General features: G+C 68.1%; 14 protein-coding genes. 6 read left to right on the top strand and 8 right to left on the bottom strand.

What is annotated here, in order from left to right; translation table 11 throughout:
• The first annotated feature begins 99 nt into the window (after positions 1 to 99).
• Positions 100 to 2766, top strand: a complete 2667-nt coding sequence (locus AC07NB_RS02065; protein ID WP_494571641.1) for a TonB-dependent receptor — start codon at positions 100 to 102, stop codon at positions 2764 to 2766.
• Positions 2767 to 2903: 137 nt separating this feature from the next.
• Positions 2904 to 5168, top strand: a complete 2265-nt coding sequence (gene bglX, locus AC07NB_RS02070) for a beta-glucosidase BglX (RefSeq protein WP_494571564.1) — start codon at positions 2904 to 2906, stop codon at positions 5166 to 5168.
• A 28-nt stretch (positions 5169 to 5196) separates the two neighbouring features.
• On the opposite strand, the gene AC07NB_RS02075 is transcribed toward bglX, so the two are convergent.
• The 5 genes from AC07NB_RS02075 to rhmD are packed head-to-tail and all read right to left on the bottom strand — an operon-like array spanning position 5197 to position 10236.
• Positions 5197 to 6462: an MFS transporter gene (locus AC07NB_RS02075; RefSeq protein WP_494571565.1), complete on the bottom strand. Its 1266-nt coding sequence runs from the start codon at positions 6460 to 6462 to the stop codon at positions 5197 to 5199.
• Between the two features lie 48 nt (positions 6463 to 6510).
• Entirely contained in the window at positions 6511 to 7422 is a 912-nt protein-coding gene (locus AC07NB_RS02080) for an amidohydrolase family protein (protein WP_494571566.1), read from the bottom strand.
• Between the two features lie 4 nt (positions 7423 to 7426).
• The gene (locus AC07NB_RS02085; protein WP_494571567.1) at positions 7427 to 8176 is read right to left on the bottom strand and encodes an SDR family NAD(P)-dependent oxidoreductase; all 750 of its coding nucleotides are present in this window, start codon (positions 8174 to 8176) and stop codon (positions 7427 to 7429) included.
• Positions 8177 to 9046, bottom strand: coding sequence for a 2,4-didehydro-3-deoxy-L-rhamnonate hydrolase (locus AC07NB_RS02090; RefSeq protein ID WP_494571568.1), 870 nt, complete (start codon positions 9044 to 9046; stop codon positions 8177 to 8179). It abuts the gene before it with no gap.
• Positions 9046 to 10236, bottom strand: a complete 1191-nt coding sequence (rhmD, locus tag AC07NB_RS02095; RefSeq protein ID WP_494571569.1) for an L-rhamnonate dehydratase — start codon at positions 10234 to 10236, stop codon at positions 9046 to 9048. Before rhmD ends, AC07NB_RS02090 begins: the two co-directional genes overlap by 1 nt.
• A 133-nt stretch (positions 10237 to 10369) precedes the next feature.
• Here rhmD and AC07NB_RS02100 point away from each other — a divergent pair, with 133 nt between their 5' ends.
• Genes AC07NB_RS02100 through lldD form a run of 3 tightly spaced genes read left to right on the top strand, consistent with a single transcriptional unit; the run spans position 10370 to position 13111 of the window.
• On the top strand, positions 10370 to 11164 hold the full coding sequence (locus AC07NB_RS02100; RefSeq protein ID WP_492313607.1) for an IclR family transcriptional regulator: 795 nt from the start codon (positions 10370 to 10372) through the stop codon (positions 11162 to 11164).
• Between the two features lie 17 nt (positions 11165 to 11181).
• Entirely contained in the window at positions 11182 to 11958 is a 777-nt protein-coding gene (gene lra1, locus AC07NB_RS02105; RefSeq protein WP_494571570.1) for an L-rhamnose 1-dehydrogenase Lra1, read from the top strand.
• Positions 11959 to 11968: 10 nt separating this feature from the next.
• The gene (gene lldD, locus AC07NB_RS02110; protein WP_494571571.1) at positions 11969 to 13111 is read left to right on the top strand and encodes an FMN-dependent L-lactate dehydrogenase LldD; all 1143 of its coding nucleotides are present in this window, start codon (positions 11969 to 11971) and stop codon (positions 13109 to 13111) included.
• A gap of 27 nt (positions 13112 to 13138) precedes the next feature.
• Here lldD and nagA read toward each other — a convergent pair whose 3' ends face one another.
• The 3 genes from nagA to AC07NB_RS02125 are packed head-to-tail and all read right to left on the bottom strand — an operon-like array spanning position 13139 to position 16064.
• Complete coding sequence (gene nagA / locus AC07NB_RS02115; RefSeq protein ID WP_494571572.1) at positions 13139 to 14293, bottom strand: N-acetylglucosamine-6-phosphate deacetylase; 1155 nt, start codon at positions 14291 to 14293, stop codon at positions 13139 to 13141.
• Positions 14293 to 15303, bottom strand: a complete 1011-nt coding sequence (locus tag AC07NB_RS02120) for an SIS domain-containing protein (protein ID WP_494571573.1) — start codon at positions 15301 to 15303, stop codon at positions 14293 to 14295. Before AC07NB_RS02120 ends, nagA begins: the two co-directional genes overlap by 1 nt.
• A 20-nt stretch (positions 15304 to 15323) precedes the next feature.
• Entirely contained in the window at positions 15324 to 16064 is a 741-nt protein-coding gene (locus AC07NB_RS02125; RefSeq protein ID WP_291835833.1) for a GntR family transcriptional regulator, read from the bottom strand.
• A 255-nt stretch (positions 16065 to 16319) separates the two neighbouring features.
• On the opposite strand from AC07NB_RS02125, the gene AC07NB_RS02130 reads away from it, so the two are divergent.
• On the top strand, positions 16320 to 19073 hold the full coding sequence (locus AC07NB_RS02130; RefSeq protein ID WP_494571574.1) for a TonB-dependent receptor: 2754 nt from the start codon (positions 16320 to 16322) through the stop codon (positions 19071 to 19073).
• Positions 19074 to 19079: the final 6 nt, after the last annotated feature.

Genomic DNA, 19079 nt, shown 5'->3' on the forward strand with positions numbered 1-19079 from the left:
CCCCCGTTTCTCGGTCGCGCCGATGTCCGGAAACAACCGCCGAGGCGGACAGGTCCACGAGGCCTGGGGGGATGACATATGCGAAATGCGACCTTGACCATGAGACTGCTGGCGACGACCGCTCTCGTCGTTCTCGGCGTCAGTGCGGCCGGAGCCGCGGCGGCGCAGGTCGCGCCCTCTCCGTCGAGCGCGCCCGAGGACGAGCCGGTCGCGATCGATGATGTCGTGGTGACCGGCACTCTGCTGCGCGGCGTCGCGCCGACGGGCACCAATGTGGTCAGCGTCGATCGCGAGGACATCACCCGGACCGGCGTGGCGTCTTCCAATGATTTGCTGGCGCGGATTCCGCAGATTTCGAACTCGTTCAACGGCGCGCCCCAGCCCGGCGGCACGATCGCCCTGCCGATCAACCGGCCCAACATCCGTAACCTTGGCGCCTCGGGCGGCTCGACGACGCTGGTCCTGCTGAACGGGAACCGCCTGGTCGGCGCCGGGGTCCTGCAGACCTCGCCGGACCCGAGCATCATCCCGCCGGGCATGATCGAACGCGTCGAGGTCATCCCTGACGGCGGGTCGTCCATCTACGGCTCCGACGCCATCGGCGGCGTGGTCAACTTCATCACCCGCAAGCGCTTCGACGGCGTCGAGCTGACCGGCCGCTACGGCGTCGCCGACGGCTACGACCAGTCCGACCTGAACCTGACGGCGGGCCACGACTGGACCGGCGGTTCGGCCATCATCTCCTACGCCTACGCCCGGCACAGCAACATCATCGGCGCCGACCGGGACTATTTCACCCAGGACCTGCGCAGCCGGGGCGGCTCGGATCTGCGGTCGAACGCCTGTTCGCCGGGCACGATCACGACCCCCAATCCCTTCTCTCCGCTCCTGCCGGGCGTGAACTACACCCTGCCGAGCCGGACGCCGGGGACGAACCTGTGCGACGAAGCCGATGTCATCGACTTCTATCCGGAAGAAGAGCGTCACAGCCTGTTCGCCGCGGTCACTCATAACCTAAGCGACCGTCTGGTGTTCGAAGCGACCGGTTATTACGCCCAGCGCGAGACCACCCGTCGGGGCATGTCGGCCACCGAAGGCACCGGCATCCGGGGCAGCGGCACAATCACGGCGGCGAACCCCTATTTCCAGTCCGTCGCGGGCGAGCTCGGTCACTCGGTCGCCTTCAACTATTCGGCGGCCTGGGGCGTCGATGCGCCCGAGAACACCAGCCGCTTCACCTCCGCCGGTCTGACGCCGTCGCTGACCTATCAGCTGACCGACGACTGGCGCCTGCGCGGTTCACTGAACTGGGGCCGGAGCACCAACCTGGTGCGGACCTGGCAGATCAACACCGCCGCGGAAGCCGCGGCGCTGGCGGGAACGACGACCGCGACCGCGCTCAATCCCTACAATGTCGGCGCCACCAACCGGGCGGTGCTGGACGGGATCATTAACTTCCAGAGCTATGGGCACTCGGTCCAGGAAATCCGCGAAGTGCGCGCCGTCGCCGACGGCGTGCTGTGGAGCCTGCCCGCCGGCGACGTGAAAGTGGCCCTGGGCGCCGAGTATCACGAGGAGACGATCGACGCCGAGCAGGGGGCCGGTGCGCCGTCCGCCCTGGTTCTGGGGGAAGCCTCCGCCAAGCGGGACGTCAAATCGGTCTTCGGCGAAGTGCTGGTTCCGGTGTTCGACAGCGTCTCGCTGGGATCGTTCGATCTGTCCGCTTCGGTGCGCTACGATTCCTATAGCGACGTCGGCGACACGACCAATCCCAAGATCGGGTTCAACTACCGCCCCATTCCGTCGCTGACCGTGCGCGGCAACTGGGGGACCTCGTTCCACGCGCCGAGCCTGGCGGACATGGGCCAGGCGGTCGATACGCGCGCCCAGGTCCTGAGCGTCAGTCCGTTCCTGCCGGCCGGCAGTCCCTTCACCGACCTGTTCCGCCCCACTATCCTTCTGGCGGGGGGCAACCCCAACCTGAAGCCGGAAGAGGCCGACACCTGGTCGCTGGGCTTCGACTGGAAGCCCGAGGGCGCGCTGGACGGCTTTAGCGCCAGCGTCACCTACTTCAACGTCGCCTTCACCGACGCGATCGGCTTGGCGCCGTTCCTGAGCGGCGCGCCCTTCTTCGCCAACCCCGCCTATGCCTCCTACTTCATCCGCAATCCGACCCAGGCCCAGGCGCTTGCGGCCACTTCCGGAATGCGGGTCGAGGGGGCACCCAGCATCGCGGCCCTGTACACCGGCTTCCTGACGCCGGCCGTCCTGATCGACGCGCGCCGCACCAATCTGGGCACGCTCGATGTCGACGGCATCGACTTCAATCTGCAGTATTTCCGCCCCGCTGATTTCGGGGCCTGGCACGTCGGCCTGGCCGGGACCTATAACCTGACCCGCGACAGCCGCCCCATCGCCGGCGGTCCGGTGACCGACGAGTTCAACAACGGATCCAGCCCCTATTCCCTGGTCGGATCCGCGGGCGTGTCGATCGATGCGTTCGCCGTAGAACTGACGGTCAATCACAACGCCGCGGCGGATGTGCAGGGCATCGTCGGCCAGACCGAGATCGACAGCTTCACCACGGTCAATCTGTTCTCCGCCTATGACCTGTCGTTCGGCGGGGTCCTGAGCGACACGACGCTGACCGTCAATCTCGACAACCTGCTCGACGAAACGCCGCCGTACTACAATGCGGCCGGCGGCACGGCGAACGGTGCGACCCTGGGGCGGATGATCTCGGTGGGCATTCGTAAGACGTTCTGATCCTGAGCCGGAGCGGTCTCCCGGGCCGCGACGACTTGACTGGCCGACGTGGATCAGCCTCCGCGTCGGCCCATTTTTTTGGTGTGTGTCTGATGCGGTCGCGACTTCTCCAACGTCTTCTTCTCGGCGCCGCGATCGTGAGCTGGAGCGGGACCGGCGTCCTGGCCCAGACCGGGCCGCAGCCCTCGGCCGTCCCGGCGTCCGCGTCCGAGGCCGCTGTCCCCCTGGCGTCTCCCGAGGCGCGGGCCGACGCCCTGATCGCGCGCATGACGCTGGAAGAGAAGGTCGGCCAGATCAGCCAGCAGTTCGTGCTGGGCAGCGCCGCGCCGGTCGAGGCGCGGGTGCGGGCGGGCGGGCTGGGGTCCCTGTTGTTCGTGCGCGATCCCGTCGTCATCAACCGTCTGCAGCATATGGCGGTGGAGGAGACCCGGCTCGGGATCCCGCTGCTGTTCGGCTACGATGTCGTGCACGGCTTCCGGACCATCTTCCCGGTCCCGCTGGGCATGGCCGCGACCTGGGACCCCGATCTGGTCGAGCGGTCGCAGGCGGTCGCCGCCGCCGAGGCGCGCGCGACGGGCATCCACTGGACCTTCGCCCCGATGCTGGACATCACCCGCGATCCGCGCTGGGGCCGTATCGTCGAAGGGCCGGGCGAGGACCCCTATCTCGGCTCCGTGCTGGCGCGCGCCCAGGTGCGGGGCTTCCAGGGCGAGACGATCGGAACGCCCGGTCGGGTCATCGCCGGACCCAAGCATTTCATCGGCTACGGCGCCTCGGAAGGCGGGCGCGACTATGACAGCGTCAACCTGTCCGACAACCAGCTGTACAACGTCTATCTGCCGCCCTTCGTCGCCGCCATCGAGGCGGGCGCGGGCAATGTCATGAGCGCCTATATGGAGCTGAACGACGTTCCGGCGGTGGCCAACGACTGGCTGTTGAACGACCTGTTGCGCGGCGAACTGGGGTTCGAGGGCTTCGTGGTCTCGGACGCCAACGCCGTGCGCAGCCTGATCCCGCAGGACTTCTCCCTGGACCCGATGGACGCCGCGGTGCGGTCGGTCAGGGCCGGAAACGACATGGAGATGTCGCTGGGGACCGGCGCCTTCGGCCAGCTGGTCGATGCGGTCCGGCAGGGGCGGCTCGAGGAGGCGATCATTGATCGCGCCGTGCGCCGGGTGCTGGTCGCCAAGTTCCGGATGGGCCTGTTCGAACAGCCCTATACCGACCCCGCGCTGACGGAGGGCGTGCTGTCGGCGCCCGCGCATCGCGATCTGGCGCGGGTGGCGGCGGAACGGTCGATGGTGCTGCTGCAGAACACCGGCGGCCTGCTGCCGCTCGAGCGCGGCGCGCACCGGCGCGTAGCCGTGATCGGCCCGATGGCGGACTCGCCCATCGACACCGTCGGCCCGTGGTCATTCGCGGACAAGCCGGACGAGACCGTGACCCTCTATGAGGGCGTGAAAGCTGAACTGAACGGGGCGGCCGAGGTCGAAACCGCGCCTGGCGTCCAGCTGCGGCGCGGGACGGCGTCGATGTTCGCCGCCCTGAGGCCGCAGCCGCGACGCTGGACCGAAGCCCAGGCCGACGAGGAGTTCGCGCGGGCGGTTGAACTGGCCGGTCGGTCGGATCTGATCGTGCTGGTGGTCGGCGAGGACTTCTACATGAGCGGCGAGCAGGCCTCGCGCGTGTCCCTGTCCCTGCCGGGACGCCAGCAGGCGTTGATCGACGCCGTCGCCGCCCTGGGCAAGCCCGTGGTCATGGTGATGATGAACGGTCGGCCGCTCGATATCCGCGACGCCCAGGCCAAGGTCCCCGCGATCCTGGAGGCATGGCATCCCGGGTCCGAAGGCGGCGCGGCGGTGGCCAACGTCCTGTTCGGGGACGTGAACCCCGGCGGCAAGCTGCCTGTGACCTGGCCGCGCGAAGCGGGTCAGATCCCACTCTACTACGCGCACAACGCGACCAAGGAGCCCGCGGGCGTCGCCACCCGATACTGGGATGAGGCGTCCACGCCGCTGTACCCGTTCGGCTATGGGCTCAGCTATACGACGTTCGGCTTCTCCGACATCGCCATCGATCGGCCTGTCGTGGCGCGGGACGGACGCATCACCGTTTCGGCAGTCGTCACCAACACCGGCGACCGCACGGGCGACGAGACCGTTCAGCTCTACATCCATCAGCAGGCGGGCCGGGCGACGCGCCCCGTTCGCGAGCTGAAGGGCTTCCAGCGCGTCACCCTGGCTCCCGGCGAAAGCCGCACCGTGACCTTCACCCTGGGCGAAGCCGAGCTCCGCTACTGGAGCGCGGCGGAACGCGGCTGGGTGATGGACCCCGGCGCCTTCGACGTCTGGATCGGCGGAGATTCCCGGGCCGAACTGCACACCACCTTCGAGGTTCGCTGACGCGAACCCCGAAGGCCGGCGGCAAGGGTCAGGCGGCGGTCGGCGCCCGGCCCAGTCCTGCGCCCTTCCAACCGTACCAGGCCACCACGGCGAAACAGGCCGCGGGCAGCAGGAAGGCGACGTTGGCGCCGTACAGGTCGGCGATCCGTCCCATGGGCCAGGGCAGCAGCACGCCGCCCCCGATCGCCATGACCATCAGCGACGAGGCCTTCTTGGTCCCGCTTCCCAGTCCGGTCGTGCCCAGGGCGAAGATGGTCGCGAACATGGTCGACATGAAGAAGAAGACCGCGACCAGGGCGATGGGCGAGATCCGCTCGATCCCGGCCGCGACCACCAGGGTCAGCGCCACATTGACCAGGCCGTAGGTGGTCAGAAGGGTGCGCGGTTTGACCCGCAGCAGCAGCGCCGTCGCGGCGAAGCGCCCGACCAGATAGCCGATGGCGGCCAGCGATAGCATGAAGGCGCCCTGCTGCGACGTCAGGCCCGTCCAGGTGTGGGTGACCAGATTGATGAAATAGGCGCCGATGCCGACCTGGGCGCCGATGTAGAGGGCTTGGGTGACGACGCCGGCGATGAAGTGCGGCTGTTGGGCGAGGGAGCGGGCAGGGGCGTCGCCCGCGGCCGCGTCGCCGTGATCCGACAGGCCCGTCTCGGGCAGCCGGGCGCGCCAGACGGCGACGGCGAAGACCAGCACCGCCACCGCGATCAGGCCATACACGGTCTGGATCGAACGGGTCGCGCCGCCCAGGGCTGCCGTGGTGCTGGGGCTGAAGAAGACCGCCCCGCCGATCAGCGGGCCGAAGAAAACGCCCAGGGCGTTGAAGGACTGGGCCAGGTTTAGCCGCTGTGACGCCTTGGCCGGGTCTCCCAGCACATTGACGTAGGTGTCGGCCGAGGTCTCGAGGATGCACAGGCCGGCGGCCAGGACGAACATCGATCCGACGAACGGCAGGAAGGCGCCGGCCGCCGCGGCCGGGATGAACAGCAGCGCCCCGAACGCGGTCACCACCAGGCCCGAGACGATTCCGATCTTGTAGCCTCGGGCGTGCAGCAGCATTCCGGCCGGGAAGCTGATCAGCAGATAGGCGCCGAAATAGGCGATCTGCAGCCAGGAGCTGTCGGCCTGGCTGATGCTCAGGGTTTCCTGGAAATGCTTGTTCAGGACGTCCAGCAGGCCGTAAGCCAACCCCCAGATCAGGAAGCAGGCGATGGCGAAGGCCAGGGGGCCGCGCAGGCTTCCCCCCGGTCGGGCCAGTCCGCCCGGCGTGTGGGCCGCGTCCGTTTCGGTGACCATGAAATCCTCCCTCTCGGCCCCGTCTTTCGCGGCGGCTTGGTGTGCTTTTCAGATGCGGTAGGTCGCCTCGGCGTTGGCGGCGAACAGCCGCTTCCGCTCGTCGTCGCTGAAGCCGGCGGTGATGGCGTCGAAGGCCGAGAATACGGCGTCGAAACTGCCGTGGACCTTGTCGACCGGGAAGTTGCTGGCGAACATGGCGCGCCCGGCGCCGAAGGCCTCGATGCATTCCAGCGCCACGGGCCGGATCGACTCTGTCGTCCAGGCGCGGTCGGTGATGCCCAGGCCGGAGATCTTGATCGAGACCTGCGGCCGGGCGGCGAGCCCGCGCAGGCCGTCGCGCCAGGCCGCTATCCCCGCCGGGTCGCGATCGGTCGGCAGGCCGGCGTGATTGACGATGAGGGGAATGTCCGGATGGCGGTCGGCCAGCGCCGCCGCCGCGGCCATCTGCGACGGATAGAGCTGAAGGTCGAATGACAGGCCGTACCGCGCCAACCGGGCGAAGCCGGCCTCCCACGCGGGGTCCAGCAGCAGGTCGCGGGCGGTATAGGTCTTGGCCGGATCAGCGTGCCAGCAGACGATCTGACGGACGCCGCGCACATTGCGCCTGGCGGCGTGCGCCTCCAGCAGGGCGTCGAGATCGGGGTCCAGCAGGTCCGCGCCGGCGACGATCCCCTGCGGGAAGCCGCTGTCGTCGGCGAGGGTTTGCAGCCAGTCCGTCTCGGCCAGCTGCGCGCCGCGCGGCAGACCGCATTCCACATGGATGATCTTGTCGACTGTCCAGCCGGCGGTGTCGGCACTGTAGTCGGCCAGGCCGTAGTCGCGGTGGGCGATCAGGCTCATGTCGCCGGCCGGATTGTGGGGCAGCGGCTCTTCCTGAAGCCAGGCGTAGTGCGTGCGCGACAGGTCCCACAGGTGGACATGCGGATCGACGATGCGGATGTCCTTGCCCACCTGCTGCATGCCCCTAGTAGGTCGTCCGGCCGCCGGAGGTGTCGAAGGTCGAGGCGGTCGTGAAGCTGCATTCCTCGGACGCCATGAAACAGACCATGGCGGCGCTCTCATCGACCTCGCCCAGGCGTCCCATGGGGATCTTGGAGCGCATGTAATCGACCTGGCTTTGCGGCATCTGGGCCAGGATGGGGCTCTCGAAGGTGGCGGGCGTCAAACTGTTGACGATCACGCCCGAGGTGGCCAACTCCTTGCCCAGCGACTTGGTCAGGCCGATCACCCCGGCCTTGGAGGCGGAATAGGCGGAGGCGTTGGGGTTGCCCTCCTTGCCCGCGACGGAGGCTACGTTGACGATCCGTCCGTAGCCGTTCTGGAGCAGATAGGGCACGACCGCGCGGCAGCAGTAGAAGACGCCGTTCAGATTGATGTCGATGACCCGGCGCCAGCTGTCGATCGGGAAGTCCTTCACCGGCACGGTTGCGCCCGTGATTCCGGCCGAGGCGATCAGGATGTCGAGGCCGCCCAGTGCCTCTTTGGCGGCGCGGGCGGCGTCAGCCACCGCGTCGGGGTCAGAGACATCCAGGGCGACCGTATGGGCCGCGCCGATCTCGTCGGCGGCGGCGGACAGGGTCTCGGCGTTCAGGTCCCAGAGCGAGACCTGGCCGCCTTCGGCGACGATGCGGGCGGCGGCGGCCTTGCCCAGGCCCGACGCGCCGCCGGTGACGATGGCGCGGCGACCGGAAAAGCGGCCTTCAAACACGGACATTCAGGCGGCCTCTTCGGTGGCGGCGCGCCAGGCGACGACAGTCTGCCGTTGCTGGCCCAGTTTCTCGATGCCCAGAGTCATGACGTCGCCGGGCTTCAGGTAGAAGGGCTCCGGCTTCTGGCCCAGGCCGACGCCGGGAGGCGTGCCCGTGGTGATCAGGTCGCCGGGCTCCAGCGTCATGAACTGGCTGACGTAGGACACGATCTCGGCCACGCCGAAGATCATGGTGCGGGTGTTGCCGGTCTGCATGCGCTTGCCGTTCAGGTCCAGCCACATGTCCAGGTCCTGCGGATCGCCGACCTCGTCCGCGGTCACGACCCACGGCCCCACGGGTCCGAAGGTGTCGCAGCCCTTGCCCTTGTCCCAGGTGCCGCCGCGCTCCGTCTGGAAGGCGCGCTCGGAGACGTCGTTGATCAGCACATAGCCGGCGACGTGATCCAGGGCCTGCGCCTGCTCGACGTACGAAGCGGCCCTGCCGATGACGATGCCCAGCTCGACCTCCCAGTCGGTCTTCTCGGAGCCGCGCGGGATCATGACCTCGTCGTTCGGACCGGTCAGGCAGGTGATGGCCTTCGTGAACACGACCGGCTCGGTCGGTTCGGGCAGACCGGACTCGGCGGCGTGGTCGGCGAAATTCAGGCCGATGGCGATGAATTTCCGGCTGCCGTTCACCGGCGTTCCCAGACGGGGCTCGCCCTCGACGAGCGGAATGCTTTCAGGATCGACGGCCTTCAGCCTCGCCAGACCTTCGCCGTGCAGCAGGTCCGGCGTGATGTCGGGGACGAGGCCGGACAGGTCGCGGATGCGGCCTTCACCGTCCAGAAGGCCAGGTTTCTCAAGGCCTTTGGGGCCGTAACGCAACAATTTCATCAGGACGCCTGGCGGGGGTAGGGGCGGTGAAGGGCGATGTCCCGGTTCAGCTCGACGCCGAACCCGGGGAGGTCGGGAACCTTGAGCTTGCCGTTCACGGGCACGGGCTCGCCGATCAGCTGCGGATGGAACATCGGCACGACCTCGTCGGCCTTGGGCGCCATCATCAGGAACTCGGCGAACGGGCTGTCATGGCGCGTCACCACGAAATGGTAGCTGTAGACGGACGATCCGTGGGGGATGGTCAGCACCTTCCGGGCGTCGGCCATGTCGGCGATCTTGATCAGCTCGGTCAGGCCGCCGCACCAGCCCACGTCCGGCTGGATGATGTCGCAGCACTCCAGCTCCAGCAGCATGCGGAAGCCCCAGCGCGTGGCCTCGTGCTCGCCCGTGGTGACCAGCATGCCGGGAGGGGCGGCCTTCTTCAGCGCCTGATAGCCCCAGTAGTCGTCGGGGCTCAGCGCCTCTTCGATCCACTTCAGTCCATGGTCATTCGCGGCGTGGGCGAGGCGGGTCGCATAGTCTAGGTCCAGCGCCATCCAGCAGTCGAACATCAGCCAGAAGTCGTCGCCGCAACGCGACCGCATCTCGGCCAGCTCGGCGATGTTCTTCGCGAACCCCTCGTCGCCCTCGGCCGGGCCGTGGTGCAGGGGCATCTTGCCGCCGATGAAGCCCATCTGCTTGGCCAGGTCGGGGCGGGCGCCGGTGGCGTAGAAGGTCAGTTCGTCGCGCACCGGTCCGCCCAGCATGGCGAACACCGGCTCCTGACGCAGGCGGCCCAGCAGGTCCCACAGCGCCAGATCGACGCCTGAGATGGCGTTCACGACCAGACCCTTGCGGCCATAGTACTGGGTCGAGAGATACATCTGGTCCCAGATGGTCTCGACGTCGGAGGGATCGCGGCCTTCAAGGAAGCGGGCCAGATGCTTCTCGACGATATAGGCGGCCGGTTCGCCGCCGGTCGTCACCGCGAAGCCGACGACGCCGTTCTCGGCCTCGATCTCGACCACCAGGGTGCCCAGCACATTGATGCCGAAGCTGCGGCGGCTCTGCCGATACTCGGGATATTTCGACATCGGCGTGGCGATGTGGTCATCGATCCAGTGGCCGTCCGACTGGTCGTGATAGTCGGCGCCGCCGCCCCGCACCACGAAGGCGCGCACGGCCTTGATCCTGGACAGCCGGCTCACGCGGTGCGGTTCCGGTGATCGTTTCCCATATTTCGGGATGGCACTGGCGCTTCTCCGTGCTCCACGTCAAACTGGCTTTCAATCGCCGCTTTGCTTGCGTGTTTTGCTACATTCTGAAACAGGTGCTTACGTGATGGGACAAACTGCGTCAATCGAGACGGGCGAGCCCGAGGAGGCCGCCAAGGCTTCCGGCAGCCAGACGCTGCTGCGCGGTCTGGACGTCATCGACGCCCTGATCGACGGCCCGCTGTCGCTGGCCGAACTGTCGGAACACCTGCAGCTGACGCGCAGCACCACCCACCGCCTGGCGTCGGCGCTGGTGGATCGCCGCCTGCTCTCGTTCCGCCCGCGCGAGGGCTACACCCTGGGACCCAAGCTGCTGGAGCTCGGCCATGCGGCCAGCCAGCAGATGCATCTGCCGCGCATCGCCCGCCCATGGCTGGAGCAACTGTCGGCGGCCACCGAGGACACCGTGCATCTGGGCGTGCTGGACGGACGCCACGCCCTCTACCTGGACAAGGTCGGCGGGCGTCGGCGCATCAACATCGGATCGCGTCTGGGCGAGCGGCATCCGATCGCGTCGACGGGCCTGGGCAAGGCCTTGATCCTGGACAAGACCGAGGCGGAGTGGACGGACTTCTATTCGCCGGAGGGTCAGCCGTTCGATTCCGCCGCCCGCGCCGTCTGGCTGGAACGGATGCGCGGCTATGCGGCCAAGGGCTACGCCTTCGACCTCGAGGAGAACGAGGACCAGATCCGCTGCGTCGCAGCCCCCGTGCGCGGGGTGGACGGCCAGGTGATCGCCGCCATCAGCGTCTCCAGCGCCGCCCAGTACATGAGCGACGCCCGCATGGCCGAACTGACCGTGACGGTCATGGACGCCGCCAACGCCATCAGCCTTGATCTCGGCTGGTCGCCCAAACCCTGAACCCCGCCGGAGTCCGTATGCTGCTTGAAAACAAGGTGGTGCTGGTCACCGGCGCCTCGCGCGGGATCGGCCGGGCGACCGCGATCGAAGCGGCGCGGCAGGGTGCGGACGTCGCCATCAACACCTTCAACGACGCCGAAGAAGCCGCCGCCGTGCTCTCGGCGGTTGAGGCTCTGGGGCGGCGGGCGATCGCGGTCGACGGCGACGTGGCCCTGCCCGAGAGCGCGCCGGCCTTCGTGGCGGCGGCGGTCGAGGCGTTCGGGCGGGTGGACGTCTTCGTCTCCAACGCCGGCATCTGCCCGTTCCACGCCTTCCTCGACATGCCGGTCGAGACCCTGCGCCGGACGATGGAGGTCAATCTGCACGGGGCCTATTTCATGGTCCAGGCGGCGGCCAACCAGATGGTCAGGCAGGGCAGGGATGCCGAGGGCCGGGGCGGCTCCATCGTCGCCATCAGCTCGATCTCCGCCTTGGTGGGCGGCGAGATGCAGACCCACTACACGCCGACCAAGGCCGGGGTGCACAGCCTGATGCAGTCCTGCGCCGTCGCCCTGGGCCGGCATGGCATCCGGTGCAACTCCGTCCTGCCGGGAACGGTCGCGACCGACATCAACAAGGACGATCTCGCCGATCCGGACAAGCGCCGTTACATGGAAGGCCGCATCCCCCTGGGCCGGCTGGGCCGCCCCGAGGACATCGCCGGCGTCGTCGCCTTCCTGGCCTCGGACATGGCGTCCTACATGTCCGGCGCGGCCTTGCTGGTCGATGGTGGCGCCCTGGCGAACTTCCAGTAGGGCGCGGGCGATGAAGGCTGCATCCATCGGCGACTACCGCGAGCTCGCCCGGCGGCGACTGCCGCGCTTCCTGTTCGAGTACATCGACGGCGGCTCTTATTCGGAGACGACCCTGCGCCGCAACGTGTCGGACCTGCAGGACATCGCACTGCGCCAGCGGGTGTTGCGCGACGTGTCGAACATCGACCTGTCGACCACCCTGTTCGGCCAGAAGAGCGCCCTGCCGGTCGCCCTGGCGCCGATCGGGCTGGCCGGGATGAACGCCCGGCGCGGCGAGGTTCAGGCGGCCCGGGCGGCGGCCGCCTTCGGCGTGCCCTTCACCCTGTCGACGGTCTCGGCCTGTCCGATCGGGGAGGTGGCGAAAGGATCGCCGGCGCCGTTCTGGTTCCAGCTCTACATGATCCGCGACCGCGCCTTCATGAAGGACCTTCTGACGCGGGCGGCCGAGGCGGGATGTCCCGCCCTGGTCTTCACGGTCGACATGCCGGTGCCGGGATCGCGCTATCGCGACCTTCGGTCCGGCCTGGCCGGCGCGCCGGGGCTTGCGGGCGATGTGAGGCGGATCTGGCAGGCGGTGCAGCGGTCGGCCTGGGCGTGGGACGTGGGGATCAACGGACGCCCGCACGCCCTTGGAAATGTGGCCCCGGTCTTGGGCGACGGCTCCGGCCTGGAGGACTTCTTCGCCTGGATGCGGAACAATTTCGATCCCTCCGTGACCTGGAGCGATCTGGAATGGGTGCGGGATCAGTGGAAGGGCCCCCTGATCATCAAGGGGCTGCTCGACCCCGAGGACGCCCGGGCGGCGGTGGACCTGGGCGCCGATGGCCTTGTGGTGTCCAACCACGGCGGCCGCCAGCTGGACGGCGCCCTGTCGTCCGCGCGCGCGCTGCCGGCGATCGCGGAGGCGGTTCAGGGGAAGGTCACGGTCCTGGCGGACGGCGGCGTGCGCAGCGGGCTGGATGTCGTGCGGATGATCGCGCTCGGCGCCGACGGCGTCCTCATCGGACGGGCCTGGGCCTATGCGCTGGCGGCGCGGGGTGAAGCCGGCGTGACACACGTCCTGGAGCTTCTGGCCGCCGAGATGACCGTCGCCATGGCCCTGTCCGGGGTGACCTCGGTCGATGCGATCTCCGGAACAATGCTGGCGCGTTGAACCGAAGGGCGTCGCCCGACGTCGGCGTCAGACGTGACGGACCGGGGCGCCGTCGATCCAGCTCTGTGCAACGGACAGGTCCTCGTTGAGGATCAGAAGGTCCGCGGCGAACCCCGGCGCGATGCGGCCGCGTTCGCGCTCCAGACCCAGGAAGGCGGCCGGAGCGGCCGAGGCCATCATGACGGCGGTCGGCAGGTCGAGGTCCAGCAGGTCGCGGGCGTTGCGCACAGCGGCGGCCATGTCGAGGTCGGAGCCCGCCAGCACGCCGCGCTCGTCCAGACAGGCGCCGTCCTTCACCGAGATGCGGCGGCCCTGAAGGTAGAAGTGGTCGCTGCCCGCATTGACGCTGGGCATGGCGTCGGTGACCAGCATGAAGCGGTCGGCGGGACGGCAGCGCAGCGCCAGCTCCAACACCACCGGATCGACGTGGTGGCCGTCGACGATGATCCCGCACCAGGCGGTAGTATTCTCCAGCGCCGCCCCGACCACGCCGGGCTCGCGGCTGGTCAGCGGCGACATGGCGTTGAACAGGTGGGTGAAGCCGGTCACGCCGGCGTCCAGCGCCGTTCGGGTCGTCGCATGGTCGGCGTCCGTATGGCCGGCGGCGACCACGGCGCCGCCCGCGACCAGGGCCGCGATCATGTCGGGCGAGGTCATTTCCGGGGCCAGGGTGATCAGGGTCCGGCCCGTCTTCATCCGGGTCAGCAGGCGTACGGCCTCGGCGTCCAGGGTGCGGAACTTGTTGGGGTCGTGGATGCCCTTGCGGGCGACGTTCAGGAACGGACCCTCGACGTGGATGCCCAACACCCCGGGCACGCCCTCGGCCATGGCCTGTTCGACCGCGTCGATGGCCCGGTCGATGACCGACAGGTCGTCGCTGATCAGGGTCGGCAGGAAGCCGGTGGTGCCGAAGCGCCGGTGGGCCGCGCCGATGCGGGCGATGGTCTCGACCGTGGGGGCGTCGTTGAACAGGACGCCGCCGCCGCCGTTGACCTGGGTGTCGATGTAGCCGGGAACCAGCCTGTCGCCGTTCAGGTCGTGATCCGTCGCCTCCGGGAAGGCGGCGCGCACGGCGACTTCCGGTCCGACGGCGGCGATGCGGTCGCCGTCAATGACCACGGCGAGGCCCTCGTGAAAGGCGTCCTCGGCCAGAATCCGCCCGTTATACAGCAGGATGGGCATCAAACGGTCTCGGTCACCTTGTTGAGATAGGGCGGTCGGTCGGGATCGAAGCCGCGCGCCGTCGAGAGCGTCGCCGCCAGCCGATAGAAGCTCTGGATCAGCAGGATCGGCTCAAGCCACGGATGGCTGTGCACGGTGGGCAGGGCGACGACGCCGGGCGCGGTCGTGGCTCCGGCGAAGAAGACCCGGGCGCCCCGCCGGGCGAAGTCGGCGGCCAGATCCTCGGCGTCGTCGCGCGTCGCGTCCGACTGGGGCAGCAGCAGGACGGGGAAGCCGGTCTTGACCAGAGCCATCGGGCCGTGACGGACCTCGGCGGTGCTGAACGCCTCGGCGTGCAGGCCGCAGGTCTCCTTCAGCTTCAGCGCCGCCTCGCGGGCCACGCCGAAGCCGACGCCGCGGCCGACGACATAGAGGCTGGTCGCATCGGTCAGGGCGGGCAGGGCGGCGGACCAGTCCTGTTTCCAGGCGGCGTCCAGCTGTCGCGGCAGATCCTTCAGTCCGGCGGACAGGTCGGGGTCGCCGCTCCATTCCGCGACCAGATGGGCGATGGCGCTGAGGCTGGCGATGAAGCTCTTGGTCGCGGCCACCGACAGCTCCGGGCCCGCGCGCAGCGGAACGGTCAGGTCGGCCACGTCCGACAGGGGCGAGCCCTCAACATTGACCAGGGCGATGACGAAGGCGCCGCCCGCCTTGGCGGCGGCGGCGGCGGCGACCAGGTCCGGGCTCTTGCCCGACTGCGAGACGGCGAAGCAGACGCCGCCGGGAATGCGCGGCGTGAGCCCGTAGACCGAGCTGAGAGCCAGAGGGGTGGGACTGGTCAGGACGCCGGTCTCGGCCTCGATCAGATAGCGGGCGAAGACCCCGGCGTTGTCCGAACTGCCCCGGCCGCAGATCAGGGCGGCGGTGGGCGGGTGCGCGCGCAGATGGGCGGCGGCGCGGGCGACGATCCCGGCGTTGTCACGCAGCTGGGCGGCGACCACGGCCGGGGCCTCGGCGGCCTCGGCGAACATTTTCGTGCCTTCGGCGCGCATCAGGCGGGGCCGTCGTTCAGTTCGGCGACGAAGTCATAGGCGTCGCCGCGATAGTAGGACTGGGTGACCTCGACCGCCTGACCAGCGTGGAAGGCGCGGCGCTCGATCAGCAGCCCGGCCGCCCCGGCGGTCGTGCCCAGCAGTTCGGCCTGCTCGTCGTTGAACAGGACGGCCCGCAGGCGCTGAAGCGCGCGGTTGGGGCGGTAGCCGGTGTCGGCCAGGGCGCGGTACAGCGAGGCGCCGACCGCATCGAGGCCGGGCAGGCAGGCCGCGGGGATGGTCGAATACTCCAGCGCCATCGGCAGGCCGTCGGCGTAGCGGATGCGGCTGAAGCGATAGACCGGCGTGCCGGGGCTGAGCCCCAACGTCAGCGATTCCTCGGGCGTCACGGCGCCTTCGCTGCGGTTCAGCCAGGAACTTGTCGCCTTGCGGCCACGCGCGGCCATGTCTTCCGAGAAGGACGTCAGCTTGGAGAAGCTCTTCTCCACCCGGGCGGCGACGAAGGTGCCGGCGCCCTGGCGGCGGGTCAGCAGGCCCTCGGCGACCAGGCCGTCGAACGCCTTGCGCACCGTGATGCGCGACACCGCCAGGCCCGAGGCGAGGTCGCGTTCGGGCGGCAGGGCCTCGTCGGGTTTCAGGGCGTGACGCTCGATCGCCTCGCGCACGGCGTGCTGCAGCTGCTGGTACAGCGGCGCCGGACGCTGGGCGTCCAGCGGGCCTATGGCTTCGAGAAACGACATTACGCCCCGTCCAATTCAAACAGCCCGTTTGATACGCCCATCTGAACGCAAGTCATGCGACCAATCAAGTACCAATATAATAAAAGAATAGGCCCAATTATCATTTTGGTCTTGCGCGTCGTGATTGTTTGATGAAAGTCTCGTGTCAACGGCGGCGCAATTCAGCATTCGCGGTCGGGGAATGGACCATATTGGTCTTAAATTGGGCTTTTCTGGACCTGCGGGGGTAGGTCCAATCAGGGGAGAATAGGCGTCATGAGTCTTCGTCATGCCTTGCTGGCCGGAACCGTAAGCGCTCTGGCGCTTGTCGCCGGCGCCGCCGCCGCACAGGACGCGGGGGAACCCGCCGTCATCGACGATGTGATCGTCACCGGTATTCGCGCCTCGCTGCAGCAATCGCTGCAGACCAAACGCAACGCGGACGCCATCATCGATGTCGTCACCGCCGAAGACGTGGGCAAATTCCCCAGCTCGAACGTGGCGGAAGCCATCACCATCATTCCGGGCGTCACCATCGACCGCGCCTTCGGCCAGGGTGAGAAGGTTTCGATCCTGGGCACCGACCCGGCCCTGAACCGCACCCTGCTGAACGGCCAGACGGTCGCTTCGGCGGACTGGTTCATCCTCGATCAGCCGGGACGGACTTTCAACTATGCCTTGCTGGCGCCGCAGATCGTCGGCCGGGTCGAGGTCTTCAAGTCGTCGGAAGCCCGCATCGACGAAGGCAGCATCGGCGGCACGGTCGACGTCCTGACCCGCCGTCCGCTGGACCTGGGCAACGGCCTGACCCTCTCGGGCGCCGCGACCTGGCTCTACAATGACCGGTCCGAAGAGTCCGATCCCCAGTATTCGCTGCTGGCCGGTTGGCGGAACGAGGACCGCAACTTCGGCGTCCTGGTCTCCTATCAGCACGCCAAGGACGGCCTGCGCCGCGACGGTCTGGAAGCCTACGGCACCATCCCGGCCAACTACTACGCCGGCGGCAACCCGGAGAACCCGGGCGCCAACTCCATCACCAACGGCAACTGCGCCGGGACCTGCGCCTCGACCCTGCTGGCCAATCCGAACGCCCGCGGCCTGAACTCGTTCGGCACCCACTTCTTCGAGCAGGACCGTGAGCGCGACAGCTATACCGTCGCCCTGCAATGGCGACCGGTCGAGCAGCTGGACCTGAATTTCGACTGGCTGCACGTCGAGGCGACCTACAACAACACCAACCAGTCGCTGTTCGCCTTCCAGGGCAACACCTGGAACAGCCTGGGCGCCCTCACCGACATTCAGATCGAGGATGGCGTCATCAAATACGCCGCCTTCAAGAACGCGCTGAGCGTGCTGGACGTGCAGTACCGCGAGGCCGCCCTGACGACGGACTCCTATCACCTGGACGGCAAGTGGCAGGGCGAGGGCTGGGATCTGTCCGGCGACATCGGCTACAGCAAGGCCGACGGCGGCACCCAGCGCCAGCTGTTCGGAGAGTTCCTGAACTGGGCCGACTACAGCGTTGATTTCCGGGGCGCGCCGGGTTCGCCGGGCGTCCTGACCTATACCAATCCGGCCAACAACGACGTGCTGTCCAACGCCTCGAAATTCTCGTTCGACGGCGGCTGGGGCGCGGGCGATCCGTCCGTCGGCCCGACCGGCTACAACGCCGGCTGGGGCGGCAACATCGTTTCCAAGCCGACCACGGACAAGGAGACCTACGGCCAGGTCGATTTCGGTCTGGACCGCGACGGCTTCTTCGACCGCCTGCAGTTCGGCTACAAATACCGCAAGCACGAAACCGACCAGCGCATGTCGGGCGTGACGGTCCAGATCTTCGGCGCGCCGGACAGCGCGGCGATGTTCAACCCGCGCCAGGTGCCGGGCAACTATCTGGACGGCTTCGACGGCGTGAACGGCCAGATGACCGGCCGCTTCCGCATCGATGGCAGCGCCCTGGCGGACTACATCCAGTCCGGCGGCTACCTGCGTCCGTGGCAGGCCGCGCCGACGCCGACCGTGTTCGGCAACGCCGAGTTCACGGCCCAGAACTGGAACGTCCAGGAGACGATCCACGCCGTCTACGGTCAGGCGAACTTCGAAAACGACTTCGTGCGGGGCAACATCGGCCTGCGCTACGTCCGGACGGAATCGGACAGTGGCGGCTACATCTGCGTCAACCAGACGGCCACCGGCTGCGGAACGACCGCCGCCGACTGGGCCTGGAACGTGACGACCAAGGAGTACGACGACTTCCTGCCCAGCCTGAACCTGGTGTTCACCGTCTCGGACGATTTGCTCATCCGTGCGACGGCGTCCAGGGTCATCGCCCGTCCGAACTACGCCGACATGTCCAACTACTTCTGGCTGTCGGACCAGATCCTGAACGGCGGCGGCGGCAATCCGGACCTGGATCCGTACGAGTCGACCAACCTGAACGTCGCGGCCGAATGGTATTTCGGCGAGAACGCCATCCTATCGGGTGAAGTCTTCGTCAAGGACATCTCCAACTACATCCTGCAGAAAACCGCGCCTGAGCAGCACTTCAACCAGGCCCAGAACGCCGTCACCACCTACCAGATCAGCCGTCCGACCAATGCGGGCTCGGCCGAACTGAAGGGGCTGTCGCTCGCCTATCAGCAGAACTACGCCTACGGCTTCGGCCTGCTGGCCAACTACACCCTGGTCGACGGCGAGGCGGACAATGGCCAGGATCTTCCGTTCAACTCCAAGCACCAGGTCAATCTCAGCCCCTTCTATGAGAACGGCGCCTTCTCGGCCCGTGTGACCTACACGTGGCGGTCGCGGTACTTCACCGGCCTGGACCGCGGCGACGCCATGTATGTGCGTGACGTCGACACCCTGGACGCCACGGCGGGCTATGCCTTCAATGACCGCGTCAGCCTGACCGTGTCCGGCCAGAACCTGCTCGACAGCGAGTATTACGCCTACGCCAATACGGTGGACCTGCCGCGCGGCGTCTATCGTACGGGCCGCAAGCTGATGGCGACCCTGGCGATCGAGTTCTAGGACCCG

This window comes from Brevundimonas sp. GW821-FHT09G01, assembly GCF_059416065.1.